The following is a 20,268-nucleotide window of genomic DNA, read 5'->3' on the forward strand; positions in this document are numbered from 1 at the left end:
GTCAGAAGCCGCCCCCGACCTCGTACGGGCCGCCGCCCGCGGCCGTGGCGGCCGTCGACGCGTAGGTGTCGCCGCCCGCGTCCCGGCCGCCCGGGGCGTGGTTGTACTGGGTGGCGAAGACATGCCGGCCGGCCGGGACGGTCCTGCCGGCCTTCAGCTTCCACCGGTAGACCACCGCATCGCCGCTCCCGTCGACGGTGACCTCGAAGTCGTCCCCCGGCAGGGTCTGCCAGGTGCCGGTGGTCGCCACGCCGCCCGTCTGCGCGATACGGACCTCAAGGGTGAGCGCGGCGAGCGGTTCGCCGTTCTGGAGGGTGATGTTGCTCTGGGCCCAATACGTGTTGCTGTGCGGGTCGACGGAGCCGTCGGACCACAGCGGCCCGCTCTCGGTGCCCGGGGCGCCGGTACCGTCGGGCGCCGTCACCACCTGGCGGCCTCGCCCTCCGTCCTTCTGCGCGGAGGCAACGGTGAAGGCTCCGGCCACGAGGGTGGCACCGACGGCGAGCGTGGCGAGGGTGACGCGGCCCCAGGAGAGCGCCCGAGTCCTCTGCCGGGCGCGGGGGGCATGGGTGATGCGGGGGGCGTCGGAAGCATCCGCGTCGGCGGCGGCCATGCCGCGCCGCACCCGCGCGAGCATCCGCTCCCGGTCGGGCTCGTGCGCCTGTGCCGCTTCCCGCAGCTTTCCTGACACGTCGTTCACCGGCGCCTCCCTCCCGCGAGTTCTCCGACGGCCCGCGGGCCGAGCAGCTTCTGGAGTTCCGCCATGCCCTTGGAGGTCTGGCTCTTCACCGTACCGACCGAAATGCCGAGGGCCAGCGCCGTGTCCTTCTCGGACAGGTCCAGTGCGTGGCGCAGGACCACACAGGCCCGTTTTCGAAACGGCAGCCGGGCCAGGGCGGTTCGTACGTCGAGGGCTGCGGCGACGTCCGGTGCGTCGGCCTCCTCGGAGCGGTTCGACCAGAAGAGGACGATGCGCCTGCGCTCGCGCACCGCCGCCCGGATCCGCGTTCGGGCCATGTTGGCGACGATCCCGCGGGCGTAGGCGAGGGGGTGGTCCGCCCGGCGGACCCGGTCCCAGCGGTGCCACACGGCAACGAGGGCGTCCGCGGCCAGGTCGTCGGCGCCGTCCGGCTCTCCGATGAGCATGCAGGCCAGGCGCGCGAGTTCGGCGTGGTGCCGTTCGAAGAAGGCGTGGAACTCGATGGCCGCGTTCCCGTGGATCTCCTGGACGGGGCCCATGCTCGCCCCTCCGTTCGGTGTGCCCATGTCATGCCGTGGGGCGGTGACGGTAGCAGCCATGTCCGGACGGCCTCCCTTCACGGAGCGGGGACGGCGGATCCGGCCGGACCGCCGGAGGCGGTCAGTACGCCGGCACCCGCCGTCCGGCCGAGCGAGCCGGCCAGTGCGGCCGCGGAGGTCTCCAGTCCCGCGGACAGCACCGGCCGCCAGTTGACCGTCGGCCGGATCCGCCTGCCCGGGTTCTCGGCGTTGTACGCGGCGACCAGGTCGGCGTCCCGCCCGTTCACGAGGTTCCCGGTGCCCGCCAGCGCGCCGGTTCCGTCGCCGGTCAGCAGCCGGGAAACCTTCCCGTCTCCGGGAAGCGTCCAGTGGTTGTACTCGGCCACCACCTGGGCCCGCGCCCGGGAGCTGACGGAGTAGCTGAAGGCGTAGCCGTTGCGCGTGGTCGTGTCGAAGAGGTTGTTGTACAGGTGCACCTGTCCGACGCGGGCCAGCGGCGCGCGCTGGACGGTCCCCCGGAAGATGTTGTGGTGCAGGGTGACCCGCAGCTTGCTGTCCTTGTCGCTGCTGCCGATGAGCATCGTCTTGTCGTGGTCGGCGAACCGGTTGTACGAGACGGTGACCAGGTCGGAGGCGTTGGTGATGTCGAGCGACCCGTCGTGGACCTGGTACTCGCGCCCGAAATGGCTGGGGTTGCCGCTGTCGAAGCGGGGGGCGTCGGTGAACGTGTTGTGGTCGGCCCAGACATGGGTGGCCCCCCTCAGGGAGACCGCGTCGTAGGCGGAGTTCCAGTTGCCGTCCGAACCGTCCGTGGGATCCCACTGGGGGAAGCAGTCGCGGACGTCGGCGAAGGCGAGGTTGCGGATGATGACGTTGTCCACGTTCTTGACCTGGAGGCTGCCGCCCGTCAGCCCCGCGCCGGTCCCGGGCACGCCGACGATCGTGGTGTTCGCCGGCACCGCGAACACGATCCGCGCCGCCTGCTTCCTCTGCGCGGCGGCCCGGGCCGACTCCTGCGCCCCGGAGGGCACTTGGGAGCGTCCCCGGACGGCCGGGTCGTACGCCTTCAGGTAGGAGGCGAGCGAATAGCCCGTGCCCTTGGCGTAGTCCTCGCAGCGCAGGGAGCGGCCGTCGTCGTCGGTGTTTGCATCGATGAGGCCCTTGACGCGAATGATGCGCGGCTCCGTCCTGGAGCCGCTGCTCAGCGCCTTGGCCAGCTCGGCCCGGGTGGAGACGGTGAACACCCGGGACGCGACGGCCGCCGAGCCGCCGGTGGTGCCCTTGCCGCTCGCCGCCCACCCGTCGCGTGCGGGGAGTACGGCGTGCGCCAGATCGGGGGCCGCGTGCGCACTCATCGTCAGGGGGAGGGCGCTGAGCGCACCCGCGACGGCGACGGAGGCGGCGGCGAGGACTGCCGTACGGCGGGTGCGGGGGCGCCGGTGCGAGGGATCGGACATGGGGAGGTCGTTCCTTGCCTGGAGGGAGAGGGGGGAGGGTGCGGGAAGGGGTGCCGGGGTGCGGCGGCAGGGTCGGTCCACGTTCACCGAGTAGGCAGTGGTGTCCAGCTGCGCCTTGCCGGTGAAGACCTCCGTGCCGGCCTCGACTCCGCTGAGGTAATCGGCCTCGCACGCCCGGCCGGGGAGCCCACGGTGCAGGCGACCGCTGCGGCGGTGGATCGCTGGCGGGTGAGTCGGTGCCGTCCTGGAGCTGTCATGGGGGTGGGCCTTTCCCTCGGTGACCTTGCACCCCTCAGTTGCCGCCCGCGCCCGATGCGTTGCCGTGATCCACACCACTCCCCTCCGGAAAACAAGCAGCCGGACTCCTCGACAATTCATGTGAGTTGACCCATTTCCGGGTGCGGTGGGGCGCCGGGGCGCGGTCGATCGGTTCGCGCAGGCCGGCCGGATGGTCGACGGGGAGATGCCGACGGCCCGGATGCGGGAGCGGCAGAAGGCACGCCGGACGCCGGATGGGAACGGCCCGGGAAACGCCGAGATCCCGCCCGGTCTTTCGACCGGACGGGATCTCGTGACGTTCACGAGAGCTACTCGCGAACTGTCGTCTGTGGACCTGTGGGGATTTGAACCCCAGACCCCCTCGATGCGAACGAGGTGCGCTACCAGACTGCGCCACAGGCCCTTGCGACGTGTGAAACATTAGCATCCCCGCGCGGGTGCTCCAAAACCGATATCCCGGAGCGTCCGCGCAGGTCACCGATCATTCGTTCGCAGCGCGGGGGCGGTCCTCGCCCTCGTACTGGTCGAACAGCGGCGTGCGGCCCCTGCCCTGGCCGCGCGGGTGCGGGGTGGTGGCCTGGGGCTTCGGGTCCGGCTTGGGCGGGCCGGGCTGGGCGCGCAGGCGGGGTTCCGTCGGCTCGGCCGTGCTGGAGCGGGTCGCGCTCCAGGAGTCCGGGGCCGCGGGGCCCGTGGCGCGGGGGGCCACCGGGGCCGTCACGTACGTGGGCAGCGGGACCGGGACCGGCTCCCAGCTGTCACCGCGGGCGGGGCCGCGTTCGCGCTCGCGCTGCTGGTCCACCCACTCGGCGTGGTCGGTCTGCTCGACCAGCGCGCGCCGTCCGGCTTCCTGCGGGGACACCGGTGGAGCAGGGTCCGGTTCGCCGCCGGACGCGGCCTCGGGCTCACGACGGCTCGGACGGCTCTCCCTCAGCTGCCGCGCGGCCGCCTCGGCGCGCCGCCGGTCCATCGTGAACTCGTAGCGCCGCCGTTCCTGGACCCGCAGGTGCACGATGTACGTGCTCAGCAGGAGGGCGGGGACGGCCGGGGCCCACAGGAAGCGCAGGCCGCCCACCGCGGCGACGACGGCGCCGAGGGTGAAGACCAGGAAGAGGAGTGCGGTGGTGCGCCGGCGGCGCGCGAGGACCTGGAGGCGCTGCTCGCGCCGGGCCCGCTCCGCGCGCTGCTCCCGTTCGACGGTGGCCGGTCTCGGCTCCGCCCTGGTCGGGGGCACGACAAAGGCCCGGGCGTCGGCGTCGACGGAATCAACCGTTTCCGTCGCGGCGTCCGGGTCCGCGTGGGGCTGGGGCTCCGCCTGCTCGTCACCGCGCTCACGCAGCCCCTTGGCGTAACGGCGCTCCATTCCCGCCCGGCCGGAAAGCAGCCGAATGGCAGTGGAGAAGCGTTCCGTCGGACGGGCTTCGTTCAGCTCGTCCTGCCTCCGGAGCCACATGGGCACCAAGTAGGCGGCCCAGGCCCCGACAATGACTGCGTAGATGAGGCCGCTGCTGCTCACACCTCACACCGTAGAGGGGCGCGGCCGAGGGGATCGGCCAATTGAGCCGGTGTGTCGCACGATCTCGCTGATATCACGGACTTTTTTTGTGATTCTTCGGATCAGGTTATGGGCGAATCGGTTACCCGAGGTCATTAATTCGAACAGATATTCGTTTATCGCTGTTCGGCACGGCTCCGGACCGGCGCCCCGCTATTTCGGCGGGGACGGCGAGTGCCGTGCCCGGTGCCAGCGGCGCAGCAGCCCCTCCGGCACTTCCTCCACCGTGACCGCGTAGACGAGGTGGTCGCGCCAGGCCCCGTCGATGTGCAGATAACGCGGCCGCAGTCCCTCCTCGCGCAGGCCCAGCTTCTCCACGACCCGCCGGCTCGGGATGTTCTCGGGCCGGATGCACACCTCGATCCGGTGCAGGCCGACCTTTCCGAAGCAGTGGTCCACCGCCAGCGCGACCGCCGTCGGCATCACACCGCGGCCCGCCACCTCGCGGTCCACCCAGTAGCCGATGTGACCCGCGCACATCGAGCCCCAGGTGATCCCGGCGACCGTCAGCTGGCCCACCAGCCGGCCCTGGTACTCGATGACGAAGGGCAGCATCCGTCCCGCGTTCGCCTCCGCCCGCAGATGGCGGACCATCTGGCGGTACGTGGGCCGCTGGATCACCGGCCCCCACGGCGCGGGCGGCGGGATCGTCGCCTCCCACGGCCGGAGCCAGTCGCGGTTGCGCCGGTTGACCTCGCGCCAGGCCTTCTGGTCCCGCAGCTTTATCGGCCGGAGCGTGACATCGCCGTCCGCCAGGACCACCGGCCAGGTCGGGCCGTTCAGCTCGTGCTCCCGGAGGGTGCCGCCGGTCTGGGGTGGTCGCCGCCCCGCATCTGGTCCACCGCGTGCGGCAGGACGCGGGACAGGACGGCGAGACCGTCGCGCACCCCGCCCGTCGAGCCGGGGAGGTTGACGATGAGGGTCCGCCCGGCCACGCCCGCCAGGCCCCGGGACAGGGCCGCGGTGGGCACCTTCGCCAGGCCTTCGGCTCGGATCGCCTGCGGGATGCCGGGGATCTCGTAGTCCAGCACGCGCGCGGTGGCGTCCGGGGTGCGGTCGGTCGGCGAGATGCCGGTGCCGCCGGTGGTCAGGATGACGTCGTACGCGGCGGCCACGCCCTCGCGCAGCGCCTGCTCCACGGGATCGCCGTCCGGGACGACCTGCGGGCCGTCCACCGTGAAGCCGAGCTTCTCCAGCGCCTCGGCCAGCAGCGGGCCGCCCTTGTCCGCGTACACGCCCTGCGAGGCCCGGTTCGAGGCCGTGACGACCAGGGCCCGGCCCAGCGGCTGCACGGAGCCCCCGGTGCCGGCAGGAACGTCGTCGCCATGGCTGTGGCTGTGGCTGTGCACCTCGCCGCCGCGCGGGGCGTTCACGAGCGCGCCCAGTCGCCGGACTTGCCGCCGGTCTTCTCCTCCACCCGGACGTCCGTGATGACCGCGCCCTTGTCGACCGCCTTCACCATGTCGATCACGGTGAGGCCGGCGACCGCGACGGCGGTCAGCGCCTCCATCTCGACGCCCGTGCGGTCGGTCGTCTTGACGGTGGCGAGGATCTCGACCGCGTCGTCGGCGACCCGCAGGTCGACCTTGACGCCCGAGACCGCCAGCGGGTGGCACAGCGGGATCAGGTCGGGGGTCTTCTTCGCCCCCATGATCCCGGCGATCCGCGCGGTGGCGAGGGCATCGCCCTTGGGCACGCCCTCGCCGCGCAGCAGCTCGATCACCCGCGGGGCGACGAGCACGCGTCCACTGGCCCGCGCCGTCCGGGTGGTGACGTCCTTCCCGGACACGTCGACCATCCGGGCCGCGCCGGCCTCGTCGATGTGGGTGAGCCTGCTCTCGGTACTCATTGCTGCGCCGCTCCGCTCTGGGCCCCCGAGGAGCCTGTGTGGTGCAACACACGCTACCCGCACCGGCCCGGCTTCAGCTGAGCAGGACCACTTCCAGCTCGGTCCCGGGCTCCACCGAGGTGACGTCCTCCGGTACGACCATCAGGGAGTCCGCGTGCGCCAGCGCGGCGATCAGGTGGGAGCCCGATCCTCCGACCGGGCTGACCGTGCCGCTCTCGGCGTCGTACTTGCCGCGCAGGAACTGGCGGCGGCCGGCCGGGGAGCCGAGCGCCTTGTCCGCCGCAAGCACCGCCCGCACGCTCGGCCGCCGGACCTCGGAGTCCGGCAGCCCCATGAGGGTGCGGATCGCGGGGCGCACGAACAGCTCGAAGGAGACGTACGAGGACACCGGGTTGCCGGGCAGCGCCAGCAGCGGGGTGTGGTCCGGGCCGATCGTGCCGAAGCCCTGCGGCTTGCCGGGCTGCATGGCGAGCTTGCGGAAGTCGATCCCGCCGCCGTCGACGTCCTCGGCGTCGGCGTCGCCCGAGCCGACGGACGACAGCGCCTCCTTGACCACGTCGTAGGCGCCGACGCTGACCCCGCCCGTGGTGACCAGCAGGTCGGCCCGGATCAGCTGGTCCTCGATGGTGGAGCGCAGGGTGTCGGCGTCGTCCTCGACGGCGCCGACCCGGTAGGCGATGGCGCCGGCGTCCCGTGCGGCCGCGGCCAGCGCGAAGCTGTTGGAGTCGTAGATGGTGCCCGCGGTGAGCGCCTCGCCGGGCTGGACCAGCTCGCTGCCGGTGGACAGGACCACCACGCGGGGGCGCGGCCGCACCCGTACGGTGCCGCGCCCGATGGCGGCCAGCAGGGCGATCTGCGGCGGCCCGAGGACCGTGCCGGCGGCGAGCGCGAGGTCACCGGCCTGTACGTCGCTGCCGCGCGCGCGGACGTGGGCCCGCGCCTCGGCGGCGCGGTGCACCCGCACCTCGCCGCCCGCGTGCTCCGGGGCGGCGCTCGCCGGGGTCATCCCGGCGGCCGCTCCGCCGCCGGTGCCGCCGTCGGTCCACTCGACCGGTACGACGGCTTCCGCGCCGGGCGGCAGCGGGGCTCCGGTCATGATCCTGGCAGCCTCGCCGGGGCCCACGGTGGGCAGCTCACCGCTGCCCGCCGCGACGTCCCCGACGACGGTGAGCACCGCGGGAAACTCCTCGCTCGCACCCTGGACGTCGGCCGTGCGGACGGCGTAGCCGTCCATGGAGCTGTTGTCGAAGGGCGGGAGGGCGACGGGCACGGTCACGTCCTCGACCAGGACACAGCCCTGGGCGTCCAGCAGTTGGAGCTCGATGGGCTCCAACGGCCGGACGGCCGAGAGGACGTCCGCGAGGTGCTCGTCCACGGACCACAGACGGTGGCCGGTGTCCTGCGGTGCGGAACTGCTCAAGGTGCTACATCTCCTCCGTGACGTAACGGTGAAGCCAGGTGCGGAACTCGGGGCCCAGGTCCTCCCGCTCGCACGCGAGGCGGACGATGGCCCGCAGGTAGTCGCCGCGGTCCCCGGTGTCGTAGCGACGGCCCCGGAAGACCACGCCGTGCACCGGACCGCCGATGCTCTCGTCGGCGGCAAGCTTCTGCAGGGCGTCGGTGAGCTGGATCTCCCCACCGCGGCCCGGCTCGGTCTCCCGCAGTATGTCGAAGATCGCGGGGTTGAGGACGTAGCGTCCAATAACCGCGTAATTGCTGGGGGCGTCCTGGGGCTCCGGCTTCTCGACGAGTCCGGTGACGCGGACCACGTCCGCCTCGTCCGTGGCCTCGACGGCGGCGCAGCCGTAGAGGTGGACGCTGGCCGGGTCGACCTCCATCAGCGCGATGACGGTGCCGCCGGTGCGGGCGTAGATGTCGGCCATCTGGCGCAGCAGCGGGTCGCGCGGGTCGATGAGGTCGTCGCCGAGGAGGACGGCGAACGGCTCGCGGCCGACGTGCGGCTCGGCGCACAGCACCGCGTGGCCCAGGCCCCGCGGATCGCCCTGGCGGACGTAGTGCATGGTGGCCAGGTCGCTGGACTCCTGGACCTTCTTCAGCCGGTCGTCGTCGCCCTTGGCGATGAGGGCCGACTCCAGCTCGTAGTTCCGGTCGAAGTGGTCTTCCAGGGCACGCTTGTTACGCCCAGTGATCATGAGGACATCGTCGAGTCCGGCGCCGACGGCTTCCTCGACCACGTACTGGATGGCCGGCTTGTCCACAACCGGGAGCATTTCCTTCGGGGTCGCCTTGGTCGCCGGAAGGAACCGAGTACCGAGGCCAGCGGCCGGAATCACGGCCTTCTTGATCACGGGGTGCAACATAGTCATGGCCAGAACGATAGTGGGGTTCTGTCGAACGCCGGACTGGATCGCAGCAGGTAGATACAGATATGACCCGATTCGGAAGGATATTTGATTTCGTCGTGGCAGAGAACCCGCCCACCGCCTCCGCCAAGGCCGGGCTGCGCCGAGAACTGCTCGCCGCGCGCCGAGCCTTGTCCCCCGAAACCTGCCGTACGGCGGCCGCCGCACTCGCCGTCAGGGCCTTCGAACTGCCCGAACTGGCCGATGCCCGCACGGTGGCGGCGTACGTCTCGATCGGCACCGAACCGGGCACCCGGGAGCTCCTCGACGCCCTGCGCGCGGCCGGCAAGCAGGTCCTGCTCCCCCTGCTGCTGCCGGACAACGACCTCGACTGGGCCGCGTACGAGGGCCCGGGAAGCCTGGCCGAGGCCGCCCACCCGGGGAAGATGCGGCTGCTGGAGCCGGCCGGCCCCGCGCTCGGGCCGGACGCGGTCACCGGGGCCGACGCCGTGCTGCTGCCCGGGCTCGCGGTGGACGGCCGCGGCATGCGGCTGGGCCGCGGCGGGGGCAGTTACGACCGGGTGCTGGAGCGGCTGGAGCGCGCCGGGGCCCATCCGGCGCTGGTCGTGCTCCTCTACGACGAAGAGGTGGTCGCGCGGGTCCCGGAGGAACCGCACGACCACCCCGTTCAGGCGGTGGCGACCCCGTCAGGGGTGCGCCGCTTCCGTACGTGAAGACCTGATCCCGGCCCCGGGCCCTACGAGCCCGCGGGCTTGAGGGTCAGGGTGTCGACCGTGGCCTTCTCGACGGCGTCCTTGCCGAAGGGCCACTCCAGCAGTTCGCCCTTGGCCCACATCGTCGTCTGGTCCGTGTAGTGCGCGTTGTACGCGTGCCCGGAGGCACCCGTCAGGTTGATCCAGCGCGACTTGTCCAGGTCATTGAGGTTCACGACCATCCGCATCGACGGCACCCAGGTGACCCCGTAGCCGCTGGAGGCGTTCCAGCCGGTCGCGTTGACCGTGGCCTCGCCGCCGCCCACGTCCCACGGGCCGCGGTTGAGGAGCCACTGCATGAAGCCGGGGCCCTCGGTGCCGATCGTCTGGTTCTTCAGTGTCAGCTGGTGCAGCCGGCCCCAGCTCCAGGTGGACTGGTCCTTGCCGAGCTTGGCGGTCAGCTCCCAGCGGGCGTCGGCCATGGCCCGCGCGAACAGCTCGTCGCGGGTGGTGGTGGCCGGCTTGTTCAGGCCCTTGGCGGGCGCGCTCCACCACTGCGACTTCTCGTCCTTGACCAGGCGGCGGACCACCTCGAACCAGCGGTCGCCGCCGTCGGGCTGCGCCGAGTCCGCGTCGCGGGTGCCGCACTCACGGACCGTCTTGGCCAGGTCGTCGGCCGGGCCGGTGCCGTTGCCGAGGACGTTCATGCAGCTGCCCTCGAGCCGCAGCTCCTTGGGCATCTTGTCGCCGAAGGACAGCTTGAGGATGTTGCGCCAGACCGCGTTGAAGTAGGCCGCGGCGGCCGAGTCGGGCTCCTGCGTGTAGTTCCAGCCGTCCAGCAGCTTCTGCGCGGCGCGCACACCCGGGTCCGAGATCTCGATCTTCGCGAGCATCGGGGTCAGCAGCGCGGCGATCTCACTGCTGTTGTCCATCTGCATGGTGCGCATGTCGTCGGTCGAGATCCGGCCGCCGTCCTTGATCTTCGCCTCGATGAGGTCGTTGATCCGCTGGCTGCGGGCGCCGTAACCCCAGTCGGTGGTCAGCAGGTACGGGTACTTGCCCGCGCCGGTCCCGCTCTCCACCACGGCCTGGTTGGCGGTGACGATGTAGCCGCGGGACGGGTTGTACTCCCAGGGCATCTCGTTCTGCGGGATGTAGCCGGTGTTGCCGTCCTTGCCGCCCTTCCAGGCGTACTTGGAGTCCCAGCCCGGGGCGGGCATCCGGCCGTCGCCCTGGCCGCGGACCGGGATGCGGCCCGGGGCCTGGTAGCCGATGTTGCCCTTGGTGTCGGCGTAGATCAGGTTCTGCGAGGGGACCTCGAAGTCGGCGGCCGCCTTGCGGAACTCCTCGAAGGACTTGGCCCTGTCGAGCTTGAAGACCGCGTCCATGGACTTGCCCGGGTCCAGCGCCGTCCAGCGCAGTGCCACCGCGTAGCCGTCACCGCGGTCGGGGGCGGAGCTGGCGACGGGGGCGCGGGTGCCGACCGTGGCGAGCTCCTCGCTGCGGTCGGAGACGAGCGGGCCGTTGTTGGTGGTGCGGACGGTGATCTTCTTGCTGGCACCGCCCGCGACCTTGATGACCTCTTCACGGGTGGCGAAGGGGAGCACCTTGTTGTCGAAGACGTAGCCCTCGGGCTTGACCTGCTCCAGGTAGAGGTCGGTGACGTCGGCACCGAGGTTGGTCATGCCCCAGGCGATGTCGGCGTTGTGGCCGATGATCACGCCGGGCATGCCGGAGAAGGTGTAGCCGGCCACGTCGTACTGGCACTGGGCCGAGACAGCGCGGCAGTGCAGGCCCATCTGGTACCAGACCGAGGGCAGCTGCGGGGACAGGTGCGGATCGTTCGCGAGCAGCGGCTTGCCGGTGGTCGTGTACTTGCCGGCGACGACCCAGGAGTTCGAGCCGATGCCGCTGCCGTTGGGGCCGAGTATCGCGGGGATCTTGTCCAGGGAGTCCGCGAGGGCGCTCAGCTGGGTGCGCAGGCCCACGGTCGCGCCCTGGGCGGTGGCGTTGCCGGCCAGGCCGGTGGCGTTGCCGCTGCCCGTGGCGGCCGAGGTCTGGGTGCCGATGGTGTTCGCACCGCCCGAACCGGAACCGCTACCGGTTCCGCTGCCCTGACCGCTGCCCGCGGAGCCGCCCTGCGGGGTGTACTTTCCGCCCTCGACCTTGCCGCCCTCGACGATCGGCTTGTTCCGGTCGAAGGGGTACGGCGGGTAGAGCTCGTCGATCTGCGCCTGCGAGAGCTTGCTCGACATCAGCGCGCGGTCGATCTCGTCCTGCATGTTGCCGCGCAGGTCCCACGCCATCGCCTTGAGCCAGGCCACCGAGTCCACCGGCGACCACTGCTCGGGCCGGTAGTCGTCGCTGAGCTTCAGGGCGGCGTGCTCGACGGAGAGGTCCTTGCCGGACTTCCCCTTCAGGTACGCGTTGACCCCGTCGGCGTAGGCCTGCAGATACTTCTTGGTCTCCGGCGAGAGCTTGGTGTCGTACTCGGCCTGCGCGACCTGGCGCCAGCCGAGCGTGCGCAGGAAGGCGTCGGTCTCGACCTGGCCGGAGCCGAACATCTCCGAGAGCCGGCCGGACGTCATGTGACGCCGTACGTCCATCTCCCAGAACCGGTCCTGCGCGTGCACGAAGCCCTGCGCGCGGAAGAGGTCGTCGTCGTTGTCTGCGTAGAGCTGGGGAATTCCTCGGGCATCGCGCTTGACGTCGACGGCCCCGGTCAGGCCGGGTACGTCGAGGGAGCCGGTCGTCTGGGGGAAGGAGGCGCGCACGCTGTCCACGCTCCAGTACGCCCCGTAGCCGAGGCCCGCGAAGAGCGCCAGGACCAGGACGAGCACGATCAGACGGGCGCGTCGTCCCTTCTTCTTGACGGGAGGAGCGGTTTCGTTGGCGGGCATCGCTGTCCTTAGAGGGGCAGGGTGGTCCTGGGAGTGCTGGGAGCAACCATAGGCGCAGGACCGACTTCGTTGATCCGCCAGGGGTGGAGCTGACGAGGACAGGGGCGAACAGGCGTTTCACAATGTGGTTATCGCGTAAAGGGCGCGTCAAAGATTAGGTAAGGTAACGAACTACTTGCCGAACTTGTCGCCGGGAGGATCGATCCGCCGGGCGCATTGAGGAGGGCCGCCCGCTGACTGTCCACACGCTCAATGAGCTTTTGCTGGTCTGCTCGCTCGTGCTGCTCGTCGCCGTGGCGGCGGTACGCATCTCTTCACGCAGCGGCCTCCCCAGCCTGCTCATCTACCTCGGCATAGGCATCGCGATAGGCCAGGACGGCATCGGCAACGTCGTATTCGACAATGCCGAGCTGACCCAGGTCATCGGCTATGCCGCGCTGGTCGTGATCCTCGCCGAGGGCGGTCTGGGCACGAAGTGGAAAGAGATCAAGCCGGCCCTGCCGGCCGCGGTCGTGCTTTCACTGGTGGGCGTCGCGGTGAGCGTGGGCGTGACGGCGGCGGGGGCGCATTACCTCGTCGGGCTGGAATGGCGCCAGGCCCTGCTGATCGGCGCGGTCGTCTCCTCCACCGACGCCGCGGCGGTCTTCTCCGTGCTGCGCAAGGTTCCGCTGCCCTCCCGGATCACGGGCGTCCTGGAGGCCGAGTCCGGATTCAACGACGCCCCGGTCGTCATCCTCGTCGTGGCCTTCTCGACCGTCGGCCCGGTGGACGAGTGGTACGTCCTGATCGGCAAGATCGCCCTGGAGCTGGCGATCGGCATGGCGATCGGCCTGACCGTGGGCTTCCTGGGCGCCTACGGCCTGCGGCACGTGGCGCTGCCCGCCTCCGGCCTCTACCCGATCGCCGTGATGGCCATCGCCATCGTGGCGTACGCGGCCGGCGCGATCGCGCACGGCTCCGGCTTCCTCGCGGTGTACCTGGCGGCGATGGTGCTCGGGAACGCCCGGCTCCCGCACTGGCCCGCCACGCGCGGATTCGCCGACGGGCTCGGCTGGATCGCGCAGATCGGCATGTTCGTGCTGCTGGGCCTGCTGGTCACCCCGCACGAGCTGGTCCGCGACTTCTGGCCCGCCGTGGTCATCGGGCTGGTGCTGACGATGGTGGCCCGGCCCCTGGAGGTCTTCATCAGCCTGCTGCCCTTCCGGATCACCTGGCAGGAGCAGGTGCTGATGTCGTGGGCGGGTCTGCGCGGAGCCGTGCCCATCATTCTGGCGACGATCCCGATGGTGTCCGGGATCGAGGGCAGCGACCGGGTCTTCAACATCGTCTTCGTGCTGGTCGTCGTCTACACCCTGGTGCAGGGGCCGACGCTGCCCTGGCTCGCGCGCAAGCTGAACCTCGGCAACGGGGACGAGGGCGCCTCCGACCTCGGGATCGAGTCGGCGCCGCTGGAGAAACTGCGCGGACACCTGCTCTCCTTCTCGATCCCGCCGGCCTCGCGGATGCACGGCGTGGAGGTGAGCGAGCTGCGGCTGCCGCCGGGGGCCTCGGTCACGCTGGTGGTCCGGGACGCGAAGAGTTTCGTACCGGCTCCGTCGACGGTGCTGCGGCGCGGGGACGAGCTGCTCGTGGTGGCCACGGACCCGGTCCGGGACGCCGCGGAGGCGCGGCTGCGCGCGGTGGCCCGGGGCGGCAAGCTGGCCGGCTGGCTTGGTACGGGCGGATCCGCTCCTCATTAGAGCGGCGTTCTAATTCAGCCAATTTCGCTGAGCTATGTCCGACTTTGCCCTCTTTCCCGGGCTCTTTGCGCGTGAAGCGGCCGTTAATCCCAGGTGAAGACACCCCTTGTCACCGAATTCACAGGGCGTGGTAGTGCAATTCCCTGTACGATGAAGGCACACCAGATCGAACCAACTCTGCCTGACGCAGAGCTGGCGCGACCGCAAAGCGGCCGTGGCACCACCCGCAGTGGGCGCCCAGGTATCACTCGGTTCTGCGCAAGAGGACAGCTCTCGGGGCTCCCACATGTACGGGTGCGGTCGCTCACAAGGCGAAGCACCGTCCGCAGACGGGGACGCTCTACCAGGCAGCGGAAAGGCAAGGCCGTGACATCCGCGGTCACGACCGACACGTCCGCCCGCCCCGGATACGGGCAGCTCCTGCGCACTCCCGGCGCCCTCGGCTTCGTACTCCCCGGCTTCGCAGCACGACTCCCCTTCGGCATGCTGACGATCAGCATCCTGCTGCTGGTCCAGCACACCACCGGTTCTTACGCCAGCGCCGGCATCGTCGCCGCCGTCACCGGCATCTCCATGGCGCTGTCCGCGCCGCTGATGGGCATCTTCACCGACCGCTTCGGCCAGACCGCCGTCCTGCTGCCCGTGGTCCTCGCGCACTCCGCCGCCGTCACCGGCCTGGCCGCGCTCGCCCTGGCGGGATCGCCGGTCTGGCTGCTCGCGCTGGCCGCCGTACCCACCGGCGCCTCGGTGCCGCAGGTCGGTCCGATGGTCCGGGCGCGCTGGGCCGCCAAGCTGGAGGGTTCGCCGCTGCTGCCGACGGCCGCCGCCTTCGAGTCCGTCACCGACGAGTTCACCTTCGTCGTCGGCCCGGTCCTCGCCACCGCGCTGTGCACCGGCGTCCACCCGGCAGCCGGCCTGGTCACCGAAGCCACGCTGACCCTGCTCGGCGGCCTGCTCTTCGCGGCCCAGCGAGCCAGCCAGCCCAAGACGCACGCCCCGTCGCTCACCGGCGAGAAGCGCGCCTTCGCGCTGTCCTTCCCGGGCCTGCGCGTCCTGATCTTCGCCTTCCTCGGGATCGGCGCCGTCTTCGGCGGCATGCAGGTCTCGCTCGCCGCCTTCTCCAACGAGATCGGCAACCCCGGCGCCAACGGCCTGCTCTACGGCGTCTTCGCCGCGGGCAACATGATCGCCGGCATCGCCATGGGCGCCATCGCCTGGAAGATCGGCCCGCGCCGCCGGCTCATCCTCGGCTACATCGGCCTCACCGCCGCCGCGTCCGTCCTGTGGGCTGCGCACTCGATGATCCTGCTGGGCGCGCTCGGCCTGGTCGTCGGCCTGTTCATCGCCCCGGCGCTGATCACCGGCTACACGATGGTCGAGCAGCTGGTCCCCGCCAATGCCCGGACCGAGGCCTTCACCTGGCTGACCGGCTCGATCGCCTTCGGGCAGGCCGTCGCGGTCATCCTGGCCGGCCGCCTGACGGACGCGCACGGATCCTCGTTCGGCTTCCTGGTGCCCATGGGCGCCACCGCGCTCGCGCTGACCGCGCTGCTGGCGCTGCGCGCGAAGCTGGCACCGAAGGCCCCGAGCCGGATCGTGAACGCGTCCGCGCAGGAGGCCGCGCCCGCGCACGGGGCCGCGCCCGCGGCCCCGGCGAAGACGCAGGCCAAGGCCCCGGCGACGGGGCGGACGACCACTCGCACCACCGCCGCACCGGCCTCCCGTAACCGGGTGAACGAGCGTGGGATGGGTCACCGCGTGCCGGTGACGGTGGACTGATCGCCCGGAATACGTCACCATGGAGCGTCGTTAGCACTCATTGAGTCAGAGTGCCAGGAGGAAATTCGTGCCGACCTACCAGTACCAGTGCACCGAGTGCGGTGAGGGCCTTGAGGCCGTGCAGAAGTTCACCGATGACGCACTGACCGTGTGCCCGAGCTGCGACGGACGCCTGAAGAAGGTGTTCTCCGCGGTCGGCATCGTCTTCAAGGGCTCCGGTTTCTACCGGAACGACAGCCGTGGCGCGTCGTCGAGCAGCACGCCCGCCTCGAAGCCGTCGTCCAGCTCCTCGTCGTCCTCGACGTCGACCGCTGCCGCCGCTCCTGCCGCCTCGTCCTCCTCGACGTCGTCGAGCTCGTCGAGCAGCAGCAGCTCCACGTCGGCCGCCTGATCACTTTTCCCTGAGGCCCCGCCCGCCCCGACCGGGCAGCGGGGCCTTCGGCATGCCCCGTTAGGGTGGGCCGCATGGTGAACGCAGAGATCGGTGTCATCGGCGGATCGGGCTTCTACTCCTTCCTGGAGGACGTCTCCGAGATCCAGGTGGAGACCCCGTACGGACCCCCGAGCGACTCCCTGTACATGGGCGAGCTGGGCGGGCGCCAGGTGGCCTTCCTGCCCCGGCACGGGCGCAGTCACACCGTCCCGCCACACAAGATCAATTACCGGGCCAACCTGTGGGCCCTTCGCTCGGTCGGTGTCCGCCAGGTCCTGGGCCCGTGCGCGGTCGGCGGCCTGCGGGCCGAGTACGGGCCGGGCACGCTGCTCGTTCCCGACCAGCTGGTCGACCGTACGAAGTCCCGTGCCCAGACCTTCTTCGACGGCGAGCCGCTGCCGGACGGCAGCGTTCCGAACGTCGTGCACACCACCTTCGCCGACCCGTACTGCCCGGTGGGCCGGTCCGTGGCGCTGGCGGCGGCCCGCGGGCGGGACTGGGAGCCGGTGGACGGCGGCACCATGGTCGTCATCGAGGGGCCGCGGTTCTCGACGCGCGCGGAGTCGCGGTGGCACGCGGCGGCGGGCTGGTCGGTGGTCGGCATGACCGGGCACCCGGAGGCGGTGCTCGCCCGCGAGCTGGGGCTCTGCTACACCTCGATGGCCCTGGTCACGGACCTGGACGCGGGCGCGGAGACCGGTGAGGGCGTCTCCCACACGGAGGTCCTGAAGGTGTTCGGCGAGAACGTCGGCCGGCTGCGCGACGTGCTCTTCGACGCGGTGGCCGCCCTGCCGGCCACGGAGGCCAGGGACTGCCTGTGCACGCACGCGCACGACGGCTGGGACCTGGGCATCGAGCTTCCGTAACCCCTCCCGCAGCCCCATCCGGGTGCGCCCCCGGCGGCGTTGTCGGTGACAGCCTTCAGGGGGTGTCTTGTCGATCGACAAGACACCCCTGGAAAATCCCCTGGCGGCTGTCACATCCGGCGCGGCTGTCCGGTCCTCCCTCATGAAGGCGGAACACGAAGACCGCCCCTGCCAGGGAGATGACTGTCATGCCGCGTATCTCGCTCACCCCGCCCCGCACCCTCCTCATGCGCATCGGGGCCTGGTACTCGCGCCGCACCTACGGCAAGGTGCTCGACCCCGGGCAGGCCTACGGGCACCACTCGCGCGTGCTCTTCTCCTACGTCCGGCTGGAGCAGAGCGCGGCGAAGTGGCACGCGCTCGACGCCGGGCTGAAGCACCTTGCCGTGATGGCCGCGGCGTCCCGCATCAACTGCTCGTGGTGCATGGACTTCGGCTACTGGGAGGGCCACGAGCTGGGCGTGCCGACGGAGAAGATCGAGTGGGTGCCGCAGTGGCGGGAGGCTCCTGAGGTGTTCACCGAGCTGGAACTGCTGGTCATGGAGTACTCCGAGGCCATGACGGAGACCGAGCCGACGGTCACGGACGAGCTCGCGCGGGAGCTGATCGCACGGCTCGGCGAGGAGGCGTTCGTCGAGCTCACCGCGATGGTCGCGCTGGAGAACTGGCGCTCGCGCGTCAACAGCGCCTTCGGCCTGACCAGTCAGGGCTTCTCGGAGGCCTGCCAGGTCCCCGGCCGGACGGTGGGCTCGACAATGGCGGAGTGAACGCCACCCTCCCCCTCGCCGACCACAGGGTCATCGTCGCCCTCGACTTCGACAACCGCCGGGACGCCGAGGCGCTGGTCGAGCGCCTCGGCGACGCGTGCGGCTCCTACAAGATCGGCCTGGAACTGCTGACCGCCGCAGGCCCCTCACTCGCGCGGGACCTCGTCGGCCGCGGGCACGAGGTCTTCCTCGACCTGAAGCTCTTCGAGATCCCCCACTCCGTCGCCGGCGCCGTCCGGGCCGCAGGCTCCCTGGGCGCCTCCATGGTGACCGTGCACAGCATGGGCGGTACGGGGATCATGGCCGCGGCGGTGGAGGCCGCGCGGGAGTTCCCGCGGCTGCGGGTGCTCGCGCTGACGGTGGTCACCAGCATGACCGGGAGCGACCTCGCGGACATCGGCGTCGCCGCGGACACCGAGGAGCAGGTGCTGCGGCTGGCGCGGCTGGCGGTGGGCGCGGGGTGCGACGGCGTCATCGCCTCGCCGCGGGAGGCCGGGGCGCTGCGCGAACTGCTGGGGCCGGACCGGCTGATCGTCACGCCGGGGGTGACCCTGGGGCCGGACGACGCGGCGGGCGGGCACGCCCGGCCGGGGACGCCGCGGGCCGCCTTCGCGGCCGGGGCCTCGCACGTCGTGGTGGGCCGGTCGATCGCCCGGGCCGCGGACCCGGTGGCCGCGCTGCGGCGGGTACGCGCGGGCGGCTGACCCCTTCGGGTGACAGGGTTTTCCACAAGCTGGGGATTGTCCACAGGCCCCGGCGGGATTCTCCGGGGGGCCGGATCGTGGTAGGTGTCCGGGCGACGGGTCCGGGCACAGCAGCTCACCCGGTCTGGTGGTGTTCGTCATGTCCCGTTGTCCGACGGCCTCTTCGGCGCTCTCTTCGGCGCTCTCTTCGACGCTCTCCTCGGCGCCCTCTTCGACGCCCTCTTCGGCCTTTTCTTCAACGCTCTCTTCGACTTCTTCCGCATGTCCGCCCGCGCGCCCTGTCCCGCCCTTCCCGCCGCTTCGCGTCGGGCGGGGCGGAGACCGGCTGCGCCGGGCCGTGCGCCGCCGGCGGCGGGCCGCCTCGGCCGCGCTGGCCGTCGTGGCGGCGGCCCTGGCGGTGGGCGGGACGGAGGCACAGGCCTCGCGGGGCGGCGCGCCGCCCGCGGCGCGGGCTTCTCAGAATGCGGCTCCACCGGCCGTGGTGCGGATGGTGTCGGCCCCGGTGCGCATCGCGGACGCGGCGACGGTGCGGCTGCTGCGGCCCGGGGACCGGGTGGACGTGGTCGCGGCGGAACGCAGCGGGCCGCCCCGGGTGGTGGCCGCGGGGGCTCGCGTTGCCGAAGTTCCCGATCCGGAGAAGGGTGTTGCGGACGGCGGGGCGCTGGTGGTGCTGTCCGTGCCGCGGGACACCGCGCGGGTTCTCGTGGGGGTCGGCGCCATGACCCGACTGGCGGTGACGTTGTGTTGATTCGTACGCACGAGCAGTCAAGTCACCTCAAGATGGGGGCCGATTGGACACGCCGCGCCCGGACTGCCGTAGCTTTCGGAACCGTTGGCTCCGTGTTCGGTACATGTGAAGAAAGGCTCAGTGGTGAGCGAGAAGAAGAAGGAGAGCGTGCTGGCGGGCTTCAAGGCCTTCCTGATGCGCGGCAACGTGGTCGACCTGGCGGTGGCCGTGGTCATCGGCGCCGCGTTCACGAACATCGTGAACTCTGTGGTCAAGGGGATCATCGGCCCGGTGGTGGGCGCGGTCGGCACGCAGAGCCTGGACGGCTACAAGTCCTGCCTCAAGGCCCCCTGCGGCATCGGCGCGAACGGCCAGCCGACGGGTGTCGAGATCCTCTGGGGCTCGGTGCTGAACGCGACGCTGACCTTCGTGATCACCGCGGCGGTCGTCTACTTCCTCATGGTGCTGCCGATGGCGAAGTACCTCGCCAAGCAGGAAGCCCGCCGCAAGGCTCGCCAGGGCGTGCAGGAGACGATGGAGATCACCGAGCTGGAGGTCCTCAAGGAGATCCGGGACGCCCTCGTCGCGCAGCGCGGTGGCGGCTCGGCACCCACCGGTTCACGCGACGAGTTCTGACCTCTCCGGCCGCCTCGGCCGGTCAGATGTGGTGCGGGGGCTTCTCGTCGAGGAAGCGGGCCAGGTCGGCCGCGCTTCCGCCGGCGGGCGGCCGCTCGCCCCAGCCTCGGTCGGTGTCGTCCGAGGACTGCTGGTCCAGCGGGTCGTCGAAGACCAGCCTGGGCTTCGGCCGGGGCTTGTCGGTCCCGGTGGCGGGCGTCGCGGGCTGCGGGTCGGGGGCGGGGGTGCTGCTCATAGCTCCAGGGTACGGCCGCCCCGGCCCCCGCCCCGGCCCTCGTCCCCGGCCCGGCCCGGCCGGGCTCCTCGGTTCCGCCCGCGCCACGGC

20 protein-coding genes and 1 tRNA gene are annotated in these 20,268 nt (G+C 71.4%); 9 read left to right on the forward strand and 12 right to left on the reverse strand.

The genetic code is table 11. From position 1 onward, the window contains the following. Position 1: 1 nt before the first annotated feature. The 10 genes from OG444_RS16390 to galU form a co-directional block, all read right to left on the reverse strand. On the reverse strand, positions 2–700 hold the full coding sequence (locus tag OG444_RS16390; protein WP_327262880.1) for a hypothetical protein: 699 nt from the start codon (positions 698–700) through the stop codon (positions 2–4). Further along, complete coding sequence (locus OG444_RS16395) at positions 697–1,239, reverse strand: SigE family RNA polymerase sigma factor (protein ID WP_327262881.1); 543 nt, start codon at positions 1,237–1,239, stop codon at positions 697–699. Before OG444_RS16395 ends, OG444_RS16390 begins: the two co-directional genes overlap by 4 nt. A gap of 77 nt (positions 1,240–1,316) precedes the next feature. Next, entirely contained in the window at positions 1,317–2,696 is a 1,380-nt protein-coding gene (locus OG444_RS16400; protein ID WP_327262882.1) for a pectate lyase family protein, read from the reverse strand. 608 nt (positions 2,697–3,304) lie between these two features. After that, positions 3,305–3,378: transfer RNA gene (locus tag OG444_RS16405), tRNA-Ala, on the reverse strand. A gap of 78 nt (positions 3,379–3,456) precedes the next feature. After that, positions 3,457–4,488: a divisome protein SepX/GlpR gene (gene sepX / locus OG444_RS16410; RefSeq protein ID WP_327262883.1), complete on the reverse strand. Its 1,032-nt coding sequence runs from the start codon at positions 4,486–4,488 to the stop codon at positions 3,457–3,459. A 192-nt stretch (positions 4,489–4,680) separates the two neighbouring features. Next, positions 4,681–5,289: a GNAT family N-acetyltransferase gene (locus OG444_RS16415; protein WP_327262884.1), complete on the reverse strand. Its 609-nt coding sequence runs from the start codon at positions 5,287–5,289 to the stop codon at positions 4,681–4,683. A gap of 17 nt (positions 5,290–5,306) precedes the next feature. After that, a complete protein-coding gene (locus tag OG444_RS16420; RefSeq protein WP_327266809.1) occupies positions 5,307–5,819 on the reverse strand; it encodes a MogA/MoaB family molybdenum cofactor biosynthesis protein in 513 nt (170 codons plus the stop codon). Between the two features lie 77 nt (positions 5,820–5,896). Then, complete coding sequence (gene moaC, locus OG444_RS16425; protein ID WP_030012065.1) at positions 5,897–6,376, reverse strand: cyclic pyranopterin monophosphate synthase MoaC; 480 nt, start codon at positions 6,374–6,376, stop codon at positions 5,897–5,899. 73 nt (positions 6,377–6,449) lie between these two features. Continuing rightward, on the reverse strand, positions 6,450–7,796 hold the full coding sequence (gene glp, locus OG444_RS16430) for a molybdotransferase-like divisome protein Glp (protein WP_327262885.1): 1,347 nt from the start codon (positions 7,794–7,796) through the stop codon (positions 6,450–6,452). Between the two features lie 4 nt (positions 7,797–7,800). After that, positions 7,801–8,703: a UTP--glucose-1-phosphate uridylyltransferase GalU gene (gene galU, locus OG444_RS16435; protein WP_327262886.1), complete on the reverse strand. Its 903-nt coding sequence runs from the start codon at positions 8,701–8,703 to the stop codon at positions 7,801–7,803. Between the two features lie 95 nt (positions 8,704–8,798). Here galU and OG444_RS16440 point away from each other — a divergent pair, with 95 nt between their 5' ends. Beyond that, positions 8,799–9,413, forward strand: coding sequence for a 5-formyltetrahydrofolate cyclo-ligase (locus OG444_RS16440; RefSeq protein WP_327262887.1), 615 nt, complete (start codon positions 8,799–8,801; stop codon positions 9,411–9,413). Positions 9,414–9,436: 23 nt separating this feature from the next. Here OG444_RS16440 and OG444_RS16445 read toward each other — a convergent pair whose 3' ends face one another. Beyond that, on the reverse strand, positions 9,437–12,292 hold the full coding sequence (locus OG444_RS16445; protein WP_327262888.1) for a penicillin acylase family protein: 2,856 nt from the start codon (positions 12,290–12,292) through the stop codon (positions 9,437–9,439). Between the two features lie 260 nt (positions 12,293–12,552). On the opposite strand from OG444_RS16445, the gene OG444_RS16450 reads away from it, so the two are divergent. The 8 genes from OG444_RS16450 (at position 12,553) to mscL (ending at position 19,943) form a co-directional block, all read left to right on the forward strand. After that, a complete protein-coding gene (locus OG444_RS16450; protein ID WP_442810538.1) occupies positions 12,553–14,031 on the forward strand; it encodes a potassium/proton antiporter in 1,479 nt (492 codons plus the stop codon). 366 nt (positions 14,032–14,397) lie between these two features. Next, on the forward strand, positions 14,398–15,810 hold the full coding sequence (locus OG444_RS16455) for an MFS transporter (RefSeq protein WP_327262889.1): 1,413 nt from the start codon (positions 14,398–14,400) through the stop codon (positions 15,808–15,810). 67 nt (positions 15,811–15,877) lie between these two features. Continuing rightward, a complete protein-coding gene (locus OG444_RS16460) occupies positions 15,878–16,201 on the forward strand; it encodes an FmdB family zinc ribbon protein (RefSeq protein WP_030761807.1) in 324 nt (107 codons plus the stop codon). Between the two features lie 74 nt (positions 16,202–16,275). After that, a complete protein-coding gene (locus OG444_RS16465) occupies positions 16,276–17,109 on the forward strand; it encodes an S-methyl-5'-thioadenosine phosphorylase (RefSeq protein WP_327262890.1) in 834 nt (277 codons plus the stop codon). A 188-nt stretch (positions 17,110–17,297) separates the two neighbouring features. Continuing rightward, the gene (locus tag OG444_RS16470) at positions 17,298–17,876 is read left to right on the forward strand and encodes a carboxymuconolactone decarboxylase family protein (RefSeq protein ID WP_327262891.1); all 579 of its coding nucleotides are present in this window, start codon (positions 17,298–17,300) and stop codon (positions 17,874–17,876) included. Next, on the forward strand, positions 17,873–18,580 hold the full coding sequence (pyrF, locus tag OG444_RS16475) for an orotidine-5'-phosphate decarboxylase (RefSeq protein ID WP_327262892.1): 708 nt from the start codon (positions 17,873–17,875) through the stop codon (positions 18,578–18,580). The genes OG444_RS16470 and pyrF overlap by 4 nt, the downstream gene beginning before the upstream one ends. A gap of 337 nt (positions 18,581–18,917) precedes the next feature. Continuing rightward, the gene (locus OG444_RS16480) at positions 18,918–19,328 is read left to right on the forward strand and encodes a hypothetical protein (RefSeq protein WP_327262893.1); all 411 of its coding nucleotides are present in this window, start codon (positions 18,918–18,920) and stop codon (positions 19,326–19,328) included. A 120-nt stretch (positions 19,329–19,448) separates the two neighbouring features. Next, the gene (gene mscL, locus OG444_RS16485; RefSeq protein WP_401278588.1) at positions 19,449–19,943 is read left to right on the forward strand and encodes a large conductance mechanosensitive channel protein MscL; all 495 of its coding nucleotides are present in this window, start codon (positions 19,449–19,451) and stop codon (positions 19,941–19,943) included. A 22-nt stretch (positions 19,944–19,965) separates the two neighbouring features. Here mscL and OG444_RS16490 read toward each other — a convergent pair whose 3' ends face one another. After that, positions 19,966–20,178 carry a hypothetical protein gene (locus tag OG444_RS16490; protein WP_327262895.1) on the reverse strand — a complete coding sequence of 71 codons (213 nt, stop codon included), beginning with the start codon at positions 20,176–20,178 and terminating at the stop codon, positions 19,966–19,968. Between the last annotated feature and the right edge of the window lie 90 nt (positions 20,179–20,268).

The sequence above is a fragment of the Streptomyces sp. NBC_01232 genome (genome assembly GCF_035989885.1).
In the GTDB taxonomy this organism is placed as follows: Bacteria; Actinomycetota; Actinomycetes; order Streptomycetales; family Streptomycetaceae; genus Streptomyces.

Bases quoted from the DNA above. Each gene is read 5' to 3' on its own strand.
- OG444_RS16395 (WP_327262881.1), bottom strand. From the start codon at position 1,239: ATGGGCCCCGTCCAGGAGATCCACGGGAACGCGGCCATCGAGTTCCAC.
- OG444_RS16400 (WP_327262882.1), bottom strand. From the start codon at position 2,696: ATGTCCGATCCCTCGCACCGGCGCCCCCGCACCCGCCGTACGGCAGTC.
- moaC (WP_030012065.1), bottom strand. From the start codon at position 6,376: ATGAGTACCGAGAGCAGGCTCACCCACATCGACGAGGCCGGCGCGGCC.
- galU (WP_327262886.1), bottom strand. From the start codon at position 8,703: ATGACTATGTTGCACCCCGTGATCAAGAAGGCCGTGATTCCGGCCGCT.
- OG444_RS16445 (WP_327262888.1), bottom strand. From the start codon at position 12,292: ATGCCCGCCAACGAAACCGCTCCTCCCGTCAAGAAGAAGGGACGACGC.
- OG444_RS16465 (WP_327262890.1), top strand. From the start codon at position 16,276: ATGGTGAACGCAGAGATCGGTGTCATCGGCGGATCGGGCTTCTACTCC.
- OG444_RS16470 (WP_327262891.1), top strand. From the start codon at position 17,298: ATGCCGCGTATCTCGCTCACCCCGCCCCGCACCCTCCTCATGCGCATC.
- OG444_RS16490 (WP_327262895.1), bottom strand. From the start codon at position 20,178: ATGAGCAGCACCCCCGCCCCCGACCCGCAGCCCGCGACGCCCGCCACC.